Source organism: Reichenbachiella ulvae (assembly GCF_025833875.1).
Taxonomy (GTDB): Bacteria; Bacteroidota; Bacteroidia; order Cytophagales; family Cyclobacteriaceae; genus Reichenbachiella; species Reichenbachiella ulvae.
The window spans coordinates 3366209-3379998 of sequence record NZ_JAOYOD010000001.1; the positions used below are offsets into that span (position 1 = coordinate 3366209).

At 41.9% G+C, this 13790-nt stretch carries 12 protein-coding genes; 5 read left to right on the top strand and 7 right to left on the bottom strand.

What is annotated here, in order from left to right:
* Nucleotides 1-9: 9 nt before the first annotated feature.
* Genes N7U62_RS13375 through N7U62_RS13400 form a run of 6 tightly spaced genes read right to left on the bottom strand, consistent with a single transcriptional unit; the run spans nucleotide 10 to nucleotide 8297 of the window.
* Nucleotides 10-1332, bottom strand: coding sequence for a quinol:cytochrome C oxidoreductase (locus N7U62_RS13375; protein WP_264138486.1), 1323 nt, complete (start codon nucleotides 1330-1332; stop codon nucleotides 10-12).
* 23 nt (nucleotides 1333-1355) lie between these two features.
* On the bottom strand, nucleotides 1356-1976 hold the full coding sequence (locus N7U62_RS13380; protein WP_264138487.1) for a c-type cytochrome: 621 nt from the start codon (nucleotides 1974-1976) through the stop codon (nucleotides 1356-1358).
* A 27-nt stretch (nucleotides 1977-2003) separates the two neighbouring features.
* The gene (locus N7U62_RS13385; protein ID WP_264138488.1) at nucleotides 2004-2531 is read right to left on the bottom strand and encodes a DUF3341 domain-containing protein; all 528 of its coding nucleotides are present in this window, start codon (nucleotides 2529-2531) and stop codon (nucleotides 2004-2006) included.
* A gap of 1 nt (nucleotide 2532) precedes the next feature.
* Nucleotides 2533-3897: an NrfD/PsrC family molybdoenzyme membrane anchor subunit gene (gene nrfD, locus N7U62_RS13390; RefSeq protein ID WP_264138489.1), complete on the bottom strand. Its 1365-nt coding sequence runs from the start codon at nucleotides 3895-3897 to the stop codon at nucleotides 2533-2535.
* A 14-nt stretch (nucleotides 3898-3911) separates the two neighbouring features.
* Nucleotides 3912-6992, bottom strand: a complete 3081-nt coding sequence (locus tag N7U62_RS13395; RefSeq protein ID WP_264138490.1) for a TAT-variant-translocated molybdopterin oxidoreductase — start codon at nucleotides 6990-6992, stop codon at nucleotides 3912-3914.
* Between the two features lie 36 nt (nucleotides 6993-7028).
* Nucleotides 7029-8297, bottom strand: coding sequence for a c-type cytochrome (locus N7U62_RS13400; RefSeq protein WP_264138491.1), 1269 nt, complete (start codon nucleotides 8295-8297; stop codon nucleotides 7029-7031).
* A 296-nt stretch (nucleotides 8298-8593) separates the two neighbouring features.
* Between N7U62_RS13400 and N7U62_RS13405 the strand changes: the two genes are divergently transcribed.
* Together N7U62_RS13405 and N7U62_RS13410 are read left to right on the top strand one after the other, a co-directional pair.
* Nucleotides 8594-8932, top strand: coding sequence for a PadR family transcriptional regulator (locus tag N7U62_RS13405; RefSeq protein ID WP_264138492.1), 339 nt, complete (start codon nucleotides 8594-8596; stop codon nucleotides 8930-8932).
* Nucleotides 8929-9633: a M23 family metallopeptidase gene (locus N7U62_RS13410; RefSeq protein ID WP_264138493.1), complete on the top strand. Its 705-nt coding sequence runs from the start codon at nucleotides 8929-8931 to the stop codon at nucleotides 9631-9633. Before N7U62_RS13405 ends, N7U62_RS13410 begins: the two co-directional genes overlap by 4 nt.
* Nucleotide 9634: 1 nt before the next feature.
* On the opposite strand, the gene N7U62_RS13415 is transcribed toward N7U62_RS13410, so the two are convergent.
* On the bottom strand, nucleotides 9635-10306 hold the full coding sequence (locus N7U62_RS13415) for a hypothetical protein (RefSeq protein WP_264138494.1): 672 nt from the start codon (nucleotides 10304-10306) through the stop codon (nucleotides 9635-9637).
* Nucleotides 10307-10418: 112 nt separating this feature from the next.
* Here N7U62_RS13415 and lysA point away from each other — a divergent pair, with 112 nt between their 5' ends.
* The 3 genes from lysA to N7U62_RS13430 all read left to right on the top strand — a co-directional run bounded on the left by lysA (nucleotide 10419) and on the right by N7U62_RS13430 (nucleotide 13787).
* Nucleotides 10419-11588 (top strand): diaminopimelate decarboxylase, encoded by a 1170-nt coding sequence (gene lysA / locus N7U62_RS13420; protein ID WP_264138495.1) that lies wholly within the window; start codon nucleotides 10419-10421, stop codon nucleotides 11586-11588.
* 131 nt (nucleotides 11589-11719) lie between these two features.
* Nucleotides 11720-12709 carry an NAD-dependent epimerase/dehydratase family protein gene (locus tag N7U62_RS13425; protein WP_264138496.1) on the top strand — a complete coding sequence of 330 codons (990 nt, stop codon included), beginning with the start codon at nucleotides 11720-11722 and terminating at the stop codon, nucleotides 12707-12709.
* 7 nt (nucleotides 12710-12716) lie between these two features.
* Nucleotides 12717-13787, top strand: a complete 1071-nt coding sequence (locus N7U62_RS13430; RefSeq protein WP_264138497.1) for a glycosyltransferase family 4 protein — start codon at nucleotides 12717-12719, stop codon at nucleotides 13785-13787.
* Nucleotides 13788-13790: the final 3 nt, after the last annotated feature.

A 13790-nucleotide genomic window follows, 5' to 3' on the forward strand; every position in this document is an offset into this window, starting at 1 on the left:
AATTCCTTATTATATATGGTGATGTAAAGCTTCGTTATACATCGGGTGGTTTTTGGCCACCAATGGGTGCTTAGCCAATGAATGCAACATGACATAAACAAAGGTTGCTCCGTATACCAGCATCAATCCGATTTCCAAGAAACCAAAACCTCCATTTTCTTTCAAAACACCAGGTGTTACCATCAAGTAGAAATCTAACCAGTGACCGAAAATCACGATTGGAGTTACCACTTTCAAGATTCTCGCGTGACGCTTCGAATCTCTAGTCATTAACAACAAGAATGGTAGAACGAAGTTGATGATTAGATTGATAAAGAAGATCTTAGAATAGTAATCACTTTTCAATCTTTCTACAAAATAAATAGTCTCCTCTGGAATGTTAGCATAGTAGATCAATAAGAACTGAGAAAACCAGATATATGTCCAGAAAATGCTAAATCCCCAAACGAATTTTCCTAAATCATGTAGGTGGTTAGAGTTAACCACTGACAAGTAGCCCTTGTCTTTCAACTGAATTGCTACGAAGGTAATGAAGGCCAAACCAGTTACCCACCAGCTAGCAAACACATACCATCCAAACATAGTTGAAAACCAGTGAGGGTCAATTGACATCACCCAGTCCCAAGCTGCGATAGAGGAAGAGTATCCAAAGAACACGATGAAAGCAGCAGAAAGTCCTACCAATTTCTTCCATCTATTAGTTCCACCTTCTAGATCCTCAGCCAACATGTTCTTTCTAATCTGAATGAATAGCAAGTACCAAATCGCGAAGAACGCAACCATTCTACCCATGTAGAATCCAAAGTTCAAATAGCCTTCTTTCCCTTTGATGATAGGATCAAATTCAGGACTATCTGGATCCATCAAGCCAGCATGTGTCCAGTGGAAGATCTCGTGGTTAGAAAACAACCATACTACAATCATCAACACTGCAGCGATAGGCAAGAAGCTCGCCATCGCCATTGGAATTCTTTTTACACCTACAGACCAACCTGCTTGTGCTACATATTGAATACAAATGAAGAAAACCCCGATAATCGCCAAACCAGTAAAGAAAAGGTTGTTGATCCAAAGGTTAGCTTTCAATCTATGTGTCCAGTGATAGGCTGCATGATGCTCACCCGCAGCTTCTGCAGTATGTTCAGCTCCGTGTGCCGCATGTTCTCCATGGGCAGCTGCAGCTTCTACTGCATGCTCTGCTCCATGTGCATCATGGTGACCACCTGAGTTGATCATAATAACTCCTAAAACAGCCAAGACAATACCCACTGCCAGGACAATAAAAATGTTCTTCTTAGCTCCTGCTGAAAATATATATTTTTCGTCGCTCATCTTACTTTATACTATTTTAAGAATTATTGATTTTGTAGCGTTTGAACGTAACGTACGATCTTCCATCGCTCTTCAATACTCAACTGAGAAGCATGAGATCCCATTCTACCTTTTCCGTGAGTAATCACGTGAAATATATGTCCTTCAGGTTTGTCCTTTACAGCTCTAGAGTTGTATGGAGTTACCCCTTTGAATATCTGACCAACTGGGCCATCACCCAATCCCTGATCACCATGACAGTGCCAGCAAAATCTTGTAAATAGAACTTTACCTTCAGCCAAAACCTCATCAGTTTCTGGCAATGGGTTCTTCATCACACGACCCGCTAAATCAATAGAGTCTTTTGGGATTCTATAAGGAAGTGACTCTCCTCTTCTTACTGTATTGGCAACAGTAGTCCTCATGTTCATTTCATAAGGGTTATTAGGGTTGGAAGTATAAAACTCCGCATCACCACCTTCTTGAGAAGTCAACCATCTACCGGCTTCCTTATCTGTAATCTGAACCAATCCTTCGTAAGGAATCGAGTGGTACATCTGAGGAGCATACTCTACCCCTGTTTTATCCACACCAGCAGCACATGAAGTCAAGATATAGGCTCCAGCTACTACTGCAATTCCTTTTATGTATGTATTCAATTTCATCATTTCGTAATTTCGACTCCAGTTGAATTATTCAAAACTCTTGTTATTCACCTCTTGTGCACCTGCTGCAGAAAGAGACTTTTTAATTTCCTCTTCGCTCATCGAATTTTTGTCGATATCCACTGCGATGATATGCTTATCATCAGTGATTCTCTCGTCAAATATTCTTGGCTTAGCCCAGGGCTTAAGGTTACTTACTACAAAGAAGGTTCCGCACATTCCGAAAGCTCCCAGGAGAACTGTCAACTCGAATGTTACAGGAATAAAAGTTGGGAATGGGAAGAAATCCTTACCCCCGATGATCATGGGCCAATCGAAAGTCATCATTCCGATTTGCATGGTCAATGCAAGTGTAGTTCCCAACAAACCAAACAAGAATGCAGCAATAGAAAGTCTAGATCTTTTGTATCCCAAAACATCGTCTATCCCGTGAACTGGAAATGGAGAAAACACTTCATAAATCTTTACTCCGCTTTCACGAACGTCCTTGATTGCTTTTAGCAATAAGTCTTCGTCATCGTATACACCAAGTACAAAATTCTTATTTCCGCTCATCTTATTTATCAGTTTTTTCTCCGGTAGCTTTTACAATACTTTTCACTTCAGCCATGTTGATCACAGGGAAGAACTTCGCAAACAAGAAGAATGCGGTAAAGAACAATCCGAATGTGAAGATATAAACTCCCATATCCACCCAAGTCGGGTAGAACATAGCCCAAGAAGAAGGCAAGAAGTCTCTGTGAAGTGAAGTCACGATAATTACAAATCTCTCAAACCACATCCCGATGTTTACAATGATCGAGATAATGAAAGTAGCAGCAATGTTGGTTCTGATCTTTTTGAACCAGAAAAGCTGTGGAGAGATTACGTTACAAGTCATCATCGACCAGTAAGCCCATGCATATGGACCACTTACTCTGTTGAGGAAAGCATACTGCTCGCCCTCTACGCCAGAGTACCATGCGATGAAAAGCTCAGTGATATATGCGACACCCACGATAGAACCTGTCACCATGATAATGATGTTCATCAGCTCCATGTGCTGCATCGTGATATAGTCTTCTAATTTATATACACGTCTGGTTACCAAAAGCAAAGTCAATACCATAGCAAAACCTGAGAAGATCGCACCCGCCACAAAGTAAGGAGGGAAGATCGTGGTATGCCATCCTGGTATCACAGACGTAGCAAAGTCAAAAGATACAATGGTGTGTACTGAAAGTACCAGAGGAGTAGCCAAACCAGCTAAAACCAATGCTACTGTTTCGTATCTAGACCAATCTTTGGCTCCACCTGTCCATCCCATAGACAGTGCACCGTAAACTACTTTTGATATTCCTTTAGCTCTGTCTCGGATGGTAGCAAAGTCAGGCACCAATCCGATGTACCAGAAAACGAGTGATACAGAGAAATAGGTAGAGATCGCAAACACGTCCCATAGTAGTGGAGAGTTAAAGTTCACCCAAAGCGAACCGTACGTGTTTGGAAGAGGAAGTGCCCAAAGCGCCCCAATCCATGGTCGTCCCATGTGAAGAAGCGGGAACTGAAGCGCACAGATAACGGCGAAAATCGTCATTGCCTCTGCTGCTCTGTTGATAGACATTCTCCATCTCTGTCTGAAAAGCAAGAGAATCGCGGAGATCAAAGTACCAGCGTGACCGATACCTACCCACCATACGAAGTTGGTGATATCCCAGGCCCAACCTACGGTCTTGTTAAGACCCCAGCTACCTATACCGTCCCATACTAATCTGAAAACAGCATATGCGCCGAAGGTTAACAAACCCAGCGATACAGCCATAGCCAGCAACCAGGATTTCGCCGGCTTCTCCTCTACTCTTTTGCAAATGTCGTCAGTTACGTCATGAACTGTTTTGCCACCCGTTACGAGGGGCTTACGAACTACTGCTTCTGCGTGCATATTAATCTAATTTATTAACCTTGCTTTTCGTTTTCTTTATTTCTAATCTTAGTGAAATACCACACATTAGGCTTCACAGAAAGCTCTTCCAATACGTGGTAAGCTCTTTCTTCTTTCACTTCTGGTCCGTTTTCACCTTCCTCTAATTTCAACATCTTAGAGATGCGAGAGTTAGGATCTTTCATATCACCAAATACGATCGCTTCTGATGGACAAGCTGAAGCACAAGCCGTAGTGATTTCACCATCTTGAGGTCTTCTTCCTTCCATTTTCGCGCTCAACTTACCAGCCTGGATTCTTTGAACACAGAATGAACATTTTTCCATCACACCTCTAGCACGAACAGTTACGTCTGGGTTCAATACCATTTTACCCAAATCGTTGTTCATAGAAGTGTTTTCAGTAAATTGATCGTTATCGTGGTATTTGAACCAGTTGAATCTTCTTACTTTATAAGGACAGTTGTTCGCACAATATCTCGTACCGATACATCTGTTGTAAGCCATTTGGTTCAACCCTTCAGTTGAGTGGTTGGTGGCAGCTACTGGACAAACAGTCTCACAAGGAGCGTTGTTACACTGCTGACACATCATAGGCTGGAAAGTAACCTCAGGATTCTCTGCAGCCACTTCCATTTGAGCATTTTTGCTCAATGCACCACCTTGTGCATCTACCAACTCCTGATCGAAGCTGTAATATCTATCAATTCTCAACCAGGTCATTTCACGACGGTTGAGTACTTCTTCTTTACCTACTACAGGCACGTTGTTTTCTGCCTGACAAGACACGGTACATGCCCCGCAACCCGTACATGAGTTCAGGTCGATAGTCATACCCCAGTGGTGGTTTGGATACTCATGTCCAGACCATAGAGAAATAGCCCCTGGCTTTTCCTTACCGCTGTAGGTTGAGATCATTGGCTGACTTCTACCTGCACTTGGGTCTTTTTGGTATTTAGAAAGAATTGATTCCTGAATCACATTCTCTCTACCCATGTAAGTCTGGTGAGTTTGTGTCTGAGCAATTCTGTACTCTTCACCACTCAATTCTACCTTCACACCAGATGTGATGTTCATGCTTTGAGCACCTGACTTGTAGTCGATTAATGGATAAGCATTCACACCTACACCATCTGCTACTTTACCTGCCTTAGTTCTACCGAAACCAATGGCTACACCCACTGTTCCTTTTGCCTGACCAGGCTGAACCAATGCTGGAAGCTTAACTGTTTGATTGCCAACTGAAAGAGTAACCAACTGAGTAGTCATATCTCCCAATTTCAATCCAAGCTCCTCAGCCATAGCTGGAGAGATAGTCAAATAGTTATCCCAAACTGCCTTAGTGATTGGATCAGGCATTTCTTGCAACCAAGGATTGTTGGCCTGAGTACCGTTACCTACTGCATAGTTTTCATATACTACCAGTTCGATATCCGAACCTGTAGATTTGATAGCTGCCGCTGCTGCACTTACATCTCCTGCAAATTCAACTGCCTCAGCACTTACTTCTTTTTCGATGATACCATCTTGCAAGGTCTTGTCCCAGAATCCTTGAACATCACCCGTCTGATCAGCCGTCCATCTTCCTTTTACATAATCAAAGTAAGAAGTGGTATTGCCAGCCCAGGTCAAAAATGACTCAGGAGCTTGTCTGCTATCAAACAATGGAGAGATCGTAGGCTGAGAGAAACTGAATTTTCCAGTTACTGGCTCAAAATCGTTCCAAGACTCTAGGAAGTGGCTATCTGGAGCAATCGCAGTTACCAAAGAAGCTGTCTCATCTTTTCTATCCGAAGTAGAAAGTGAGAATTTAGCTTTCTTCAACCCGCTTTCGATCTGTGACCCTAAAGCGTGATCATAAACTGGATTACAGTTAAAAAACAAAACTCCATCGTAATTGCCAGCATTTAGGCCTTTGATGAAGTTTACCATTTTCTTGTCGTCACCTTTTCTAGTGTTGACTGCAGCAGACAAATCAATTGTAGAACCATAACAACCTAATAAGTTGTTGATCGCATTGATGATCACTTGTACATTCTCATCATTAGATCCAGATACTACCAAAGACTTTGACTTGCTCTTCCAAAGATCATTAGCTGCCTTAGTCAATACTGCAGTGTCAGCCAATTTAGGAGCAGTCACAGGAGTAGCTCCTGCCTTTGAAGCCAATAGGTTATAAAGATTCGCAATGTAGCCCGCTTGTTGAGAAGGCTTAATTGCTACTCTGTAGTCTGAGTTAGAACCAGTCAAAGACAAGTTAGATTCAAAAGAATACAACCTTGACATGGTCTTCTTTTTGTCGCTCAACCTTCTGGTCTGAGCAAATTGCTTGCTAAAAAGCGTATTGTTGATCCAGTTGCCTAAGAAATCTGCATCGAATGACACGATAGTATCGGCTTTACTGAAATCATATGAAGGAACTACTCTCTTTCCGAATGAAGCTTCGTTAGCCGCTAAAATACCGCTGAAAGAAACCTGGTCGTACTGTACGTGCTCGATTCCTGCATATTTAGCTTTTAACTCCTCGATAGCTGCCAAAGTAGATGGAGAGAAAACTGAGTTACTCACCAATGCAATCTTTCCAGCAGCAGAAAGTTTAGCGATTACTTCTTTATCTAAATCAGCCCAAGAAACAGATTTACCGTTCAACTCAGGCCCTTTCAATCTCTCTTTGTCATATAGGGACAACACTGACGCCTCTGCTTGAGCAGAAGTACCTCCTCCACTTACAGTAGAGAGCTTGTTGCCTGACAATTTGATTGGTCTACCTTCTCTGGTTTTCACTACCACACTGCAGTAGTCGCTACCATTGATATAGGTAGAAGCGTAATAATTTGGAACACCTGGATCTACATCCACTGGTTTGTTCAAATAAGGAATGGCTTTTCTTACAGGAGTTTCACAAGCCGCCAGTGAAGCCGCAGCAACACCAAAGCCCATCAACTTCAAAAAGTCCCTTCTACTCGCTCCAGTCCCTTCGGATTCACCATTAATTGGCAAATACTCAGGAAATTCTTTTTCAGCATTTTTCTCGAATTCTGGATTTTTGGCTAATTCCTCTAATCCTTTCCAGTATTGCTTTTTGGTTTCTTTCATTGTATGATATCTATCCCAAATATTCGTTTCTAATAATTAATAGTGACACTTAGAGCATTCCAAACCTCCAATGTCTTCGACCTTCATTGGCTCCTTGCTATGCTCAGCATGCATTTCCACCAAGTTGTCATAGTACTCATTGCCTTTGGTATTGACATCCGTTTCTCTATGACAGTTGATACACCATCCCATGGTCAATGGCGCGTATTGGTATACTACATCCATTTCCTCTACAGGACCGTGACAGGTCTGGCACTCGATCTCTCCTACAGCCACGTGCTGAGAGTGATTGAAGTAAGCCAAATCAGGCAAGTTGTGAATTCTAACCCACTCGATAGGTTGATCATTCTCAACTGCTGCATATATTTTTTGAATCTCAGGCGATTCTGTTTTGATCGCTGAGTGACAGTTCATACAGATGTTAGGAGAAGGAATGTTGGCATTCTTACTCTTTCTCACCCCTGTGTGACAGTAGTTACAGTCGATCTGGTTGTCACCTGCGTGAATTTTGTGAGAGAAGGCGATCGGCTGAGTTGGCTCATATCCCTGCTGAACACCAATAGTGAACAAACCGTCGATGACCGACTTCAAAACGATAGCTGTGAAGATAAATGCAACCAACCCAAGGAAAGCATTGCTTTTAACCAAAGCAACCAAATCAAATGATTGATTAACGATATCCTGATCTTCCTCTGCTAAACCTTCTTTCTGCGCCAGATATTTTTTCAATACCGAGATAATCATGGCCAATACAACCAGGATCAACACCAGAACAATAAGGATAACAACCATCAGGATGTTAACCACACCAGATGGCTCTTGCGCTGTAGCTGCCCCTCCTGCTGCTGCAGTATCAGTAGCAGCTGCCGCAGCAACTGGCTCCTTAGCTGACTCAGCTTTTAGGTAAGCTACAATCGAAAGAATCTCTTCTTCAGAAAAATCAAAAGACGTCATTTGCGTCTTGTTGTACTCTTCATACAACTTGACAGCATACTCGTCTCCTCCTTGTATTACTTTTTGTGAATTTTGAACAAATGCGGTGATCCACGCAACATCTCTTCTTTTGTGCACGTCTTTCAGTGCAGGTCCCACTACCTTTTCATGAACCGCATGACAGACTGTACAATTGGCCTTGAATAATTTTTCCCCGCTCGATATTACTGCCTCATCCGTAGGGATTTCATCCCCAGCATCCTGCGCTACGGCTACATTTTGAGTCAATAAAACTGAAAAAATTAGTGAAAGAAACAACATGCCTTTAAGCATGCCATTCTTATTAGAATAGTAACTATATTTTTTGAACATCAGTTTTTGCTTTCCTTTTATACAAAAAAGTGGTTGCAAATGTAGCCACGGGTTTTTCAATTTCAAAGGCGGATTTCTCGCTAAAAACCCCAACCTACAAAAAAAAGGGGCTAAAACCCAGTTTACACACTGATAAACAAGCTGTTAACCCCAATATCTAAGTAGTAAATGAGCTTTATTTAGAACGTTTACAAATAAAACACCTGACCTGTCATATAAAGTTAAAATCACAGCGAAACAATAGGTAAATTCACTGAAATATTTTGATACATAATTTTCTTATGTATAATTGCCTTATGTATTCGAACGAATTAATCAAGGGAACACTTAAAACCATTATCCTAAAACTTCTGGCAGATAATGGTCGCATGTATGGATATGAGATTACTCAAAAGGTAAAACTCCTATCTGACGAAAAAATCAATCTGACTGAGGGCGCACTCTACCCCGCCTTACACAAACTGCAGGCAGAGGACCTCATAATCGCTGAGACTGAGGTAATCAATGGTCGCAAGCGCAAATACTATTCAGTCACACCAAACGGATTGGACAGTGCCACATCACGATCCAATGAGTTTGCAGATTTTGTTAAAACCATGTTGGGCATATTAAATCCTCAAATAGCCGGAAAATGAAAACACTGAACAACAATCAAATTCTTTATATATCCAATGACCTAAAGTCCAAAGGCCTATCTGTGGGTTTTAGAAGTGAAGTGCTGGATCACCTCTGCTGCATGATGGAGGAAAAACTAGAATCAGGACTGAGCTTTTCTGAAGCGTATCAAGAATGTCTGGCAGCCTTTGGCGAACAAGGATTCGAAGAACTCAAATTAAAAAGTCCAATAACCAAGAAAAAAGAAAAGACCATTATGCAACAACTGCTGACATCCACAATCGCCGCTTCGATTTTCATTTTTATTTTTAACACCTCAGTGGCTGACAAACCTAGTATGCATCCAATCAACAATGAGGCGGTAGTAACCTCCTCTTTTGGGATGCGTTTTGACCCAATCTCGAAAAAGAAAAAGCATCATCAAGGGATTGATTTCAGAAGTGAATTAGGCACTCCTATTAAAGCATCAGGTGATGGAGAGATCATCTTTGCAGAGTCTGACGGTCGTTATGGAAACAAAATCATCATTAAGCATGATGAAGAATACCAAAGCACTTATTCTCATCTGGATGAAATAAAAGTATCAGCTGGCGACCTCATTAAAAAGGGTGACATTATTGGCACAGTAGGAATGACTGGAGCATCTACAGGCCCCCACCTTCATTATGAGGTACTAAAAAACGGAAAACCTGTTGACCCTGCCTCTTTTATTACGGAATAAATTAAATATGGCTATCATCTGTCTTGATCTTCATCAGGACAGAAAACGCCTCATTGATATTTTTCGACTCCACCACAATTGAGAACTCATTGCTGGTGGAGATCACCTCTATGATATTGATGCCATACCAGGCAATCATCTTAAATATATAATAGTAAAGCCCATAAGCCCGAATATTGGAAGCTTTGAGCATGACCGTCGCAGAGCTCAGTTCCTTATTACCAGTCAGGTATTGTTCGTTCTTGAATATATGCTGCACTCTATCAGTGATATTCTCACTCACGATCAGGGTTCGCTCGTACATCCCCTGCGTAAATGAGCAATAAGTATCAGGGATAGATTGCACCTCGTGCAACAATCGAGTCTGATTCTCTGTTAATGTAGTAGAGTTGACATAGGTAAAGGTCGATAGACCCGACCGAACAAAAATATCCCCTATGTGCGCACGGAAGTTCTTTGGATTCAAATTGAGGGAGTTCATTCCCATGGTAGACCGCCGTTTGAGCGCCATCAGAATAGACGCCTCAGTGGCATCTTTCATTAGCTCTTTGGATACAAAAGGCTGTAACATTCGCGCCAAAGACGAATAATTGATCAGCCCAGCATTCATGGCTTCTTCCACAAACGGCATCTTACGGATACCTTCTTCTACAATGTCAGATATTTTCTTCATTCTGTTAAGAAATTAACACGATGCAAAGTATATGAAAATATTTCACATTTATTTCACAGCCCCTCAAGTAAAAAATACTTTTGAAGAACCAAAAATGTAAAAGACTATAAAAATGGCAGTACAGACACCCTTTTACTTCTACGATCTAGAGCTGTTGGAAAACACCCTACAGGCCTTGACTGATGCAGTACCAAGTGACAATTTCAAAGTTCACTATGCAATTAAAGCCAATGCTGAAACGCGTATTTTGGAAACTATCCGGAAATATGGCCTGGGAGCCGACTGTGTCAGTGGCAATGAGATCACCAAAGCATTGGAATGCGGTTTTGATGCTTCTGAGATCGTATTGGCAGGTGTAGGTAAAAGTGATGCAGAGCTGAATACAGCGATTTCTAACCAAATCCATAGCATCAATTGCGAATCCATAGAGGAGCTGGAAGTAATCAACGAGATCGCTGAGCAAAACAATCAGGTAGCGAGCATTTCGTTTCGCATCAACCCGAACGTGGATGCCAAAACTCACCACAAAATCACCACTGGACTAAGCGAAAACAAATTCGGTATTCCGATCAGTGAGGTGAGCCGTGCGATTGCAGAAATCAGAAAAATGCCTTTCTTGTCTCTTTCTGGCATACATTTTCACATTGGGTCACAGATTCTATCTATGGATCCATTCGTCAAGCTTTGCCAGCAGGTCAATACGCTTTTGGATGAGATCGAAGAAGAAGGAATTACTTTAGAGCACATCAATGTTGGTGGTGGATTAGGTATCGATTATTTGAATCCAGATCAGAACCCGATTCCTGATTTCGAAAAATATTTTGCGGTATTCAAAGAGCATTTGAACCTAAGAGAAGGTCAGACGGTTCATTTCGAACTAGGCAGGTCAGTAGTAGCTCAGTGTGGTTCTTTGATCACCAAAGTCCTTTATGTCAAAAAAGGAGCTACTAAAAACTTTGCGATTGTAGATGCCGGAATGACCGAATTGATCAGACCTGCGCTTTACGATTCTTATCACGAGATGGAAAACATCACTGCGGATCCACTTTTGGGTAATGACAATTACTCTGTAGTAGGTCCAATCTGCGAAAGTTCTGATGTCTTTGGAGAATTGGAAATGCCAATTACCAAAAGAAACGACATCATCAAAATCAAATCGGCGGGTGCTTATGGTCAGGTATTGAGCTCTAACTATAACTTGCGCGATAGTGCAGTGGCCTATTACTCAGATGAGCAATCACTGAACGTCTGCATTGGAAAAGAACAAGAGGCGCTGGCCTAAAAAACTGAATAAGTAGTTTAACGACTCGAAAAGGGTGGGAGCAATTCCACTCTTTTTTTATGCCCTGATTTTTTACGGGTTTACTTGTTATTCGAACATTGCACATCTTTGCTGCCAAAAAAGTAGCGTTTATGATCAAAAGCTTAGTCACAGGTGGTGCGGGATTTATTGGGAGTCATGTGGCCAAACATCTGATTGACGCTGGACATGAAGTCTACGTGCTAGATGATTTGAGTGGCGGTTTCAAATCTAATATTCCAGATCAGGCCCATTTCATGGAAGGCTCCATTCTGGATCACCAGCTACTTGAAAAACTATTTGCAGAACAAAAATTCGATTATGTCTATCATTTGGCGGCCTATGCTGCCGAAGGCCTGAGTCATTTCATCAAGCGCTTCAACTACCAAAACAATCTCACGGGCAGCGTCAATCTGCTGAACGAATCGATCAAGAATCAGGTCAAGTGTTTTGTTTTCACCTCTTCCATTGCAATTTATGGCGATCTACCTACTCCGATGACAGAAGAGATGACCCCTCAACCAGAAGATCCCTATGGAATAGCCAAATGGGCCTTCGAACAGGAATTGGCTGTCTCAAAAAAAATGTTTGGACAGGACTACATTATCTTCCGACCCCACAATGTCTATGGAGAAGGACAGAATATCAGCGATCCCTATCGCAATGTATTGGGGATATTCATGAAACAAATTCTGGAAGAGAAACCTCTTACCATTTTTGGAGACGGTTCACAGACGAGGGCTTTCAGTCATATCAGTGAGGTAGCTCCAGTCATCGCCGAGTCAGTCAACCATCCAGCTGCTTTTGGTGAGACATTCAATATCGGCTCTGACCAAACTAGTTCAGTGCATGAACTGGCCCAAATGATTCTAGAAGCCTTTGATTCTACTCTCGCGATCGAATTTCTCCCTGAACGAATGGAAGTCAAACATGCCCATGCTTCACATGATAAACTCAAGCGTTTTTTCAAGATTCCAAAGGAGTGCAAGCTTGAAGAAGGCATCAAGAAAATGGCTCATTGGGCAAAGAAGCAAGGCTTAAAAGCAGGTAAAAAGTTTGATGAGATAGAAATTTACAAGAATTTGCCTTCTAGCTGGAAATAATTTAAAAATGCCAAAAAAGCTTCTTTTCCTAACCCCTTATCCAAAAGACACAGCAGCGTCACAGCGTTTTCGATTCGAGCAGTACATTCCTTTACTAGAGGCTGAGGGTTGGCAAGTTGACAGACAGAGTTTTATTGATGACAGTACATGGAAAATTCTCTACCTCCCGGGACATCATTGGTCTAAACTATGGGGAACTGTCAAAGGATTTAGTAGAAGGATTTGGATGCTACTCAGAGCCAATCGCTACGAATTCATCTTCATACATCGTGAAGCAGCACCAATGGGCCCTCCTGTTTTTGAATGGATTTTGGCCAAAGTCCTGAAGAAAAAGCTGATCTATGATTTTGACGATGCGATCTGGAAAGAGAACACTACAGGAAACAATTCTCTGGCATCAAAGCTCAAATGGCCACAAAAAGTTGCCAACATATGCCGATGGAGTCACCGAATAAGTGCAGGTAACGCTTTCCTTGCCCAATTTGCCCGGACATTCAATCCCAAGGTTACGATCAATCCAACCACACTCGACACCAATCGGCGACATATCCCAGCTCCATCGGACTCAGGCGTTTTAGTGATCGGCTGGACGGGGACTCATTCTACGCTCAAATATCTCAAGATCCTAGAGCCAATCATTGCCGAACTGCAACGAACTTATGCCTTTCAATTTTTGGTGATTGCAGATCAAAAACCTGAGCTGAATGTACCTAATTGGAGATTCATTCCCTGGAACAAGGAAACAGAAATAGATGACCTCAATCTGATCGATATTGGTGTCATGCCACTAGAAGTTGATGAGTGGGCCAAAGGAAAATGCGGTTTCAAAGCACTTCAATTCATGGCACTAGAAAAGCCTGTAGTTGTGACTCCAGTAGGTGTCAATGCAGAAATCGTAGAAAATGGAGTCACTGGATTCCACTGTAGCACTGATACTGAATGGAAAGAGGCAATCATTCAACTGATTCAAGACCAATCCCTCCGAGAAAAAATGGGAGCAAAAGGAAGAAATAAAGTCATAGCCGAATTCTCAGTAGACTCCAATCAAGACAACTTCTTGAGCCTATTCGAAGGCTAAGCA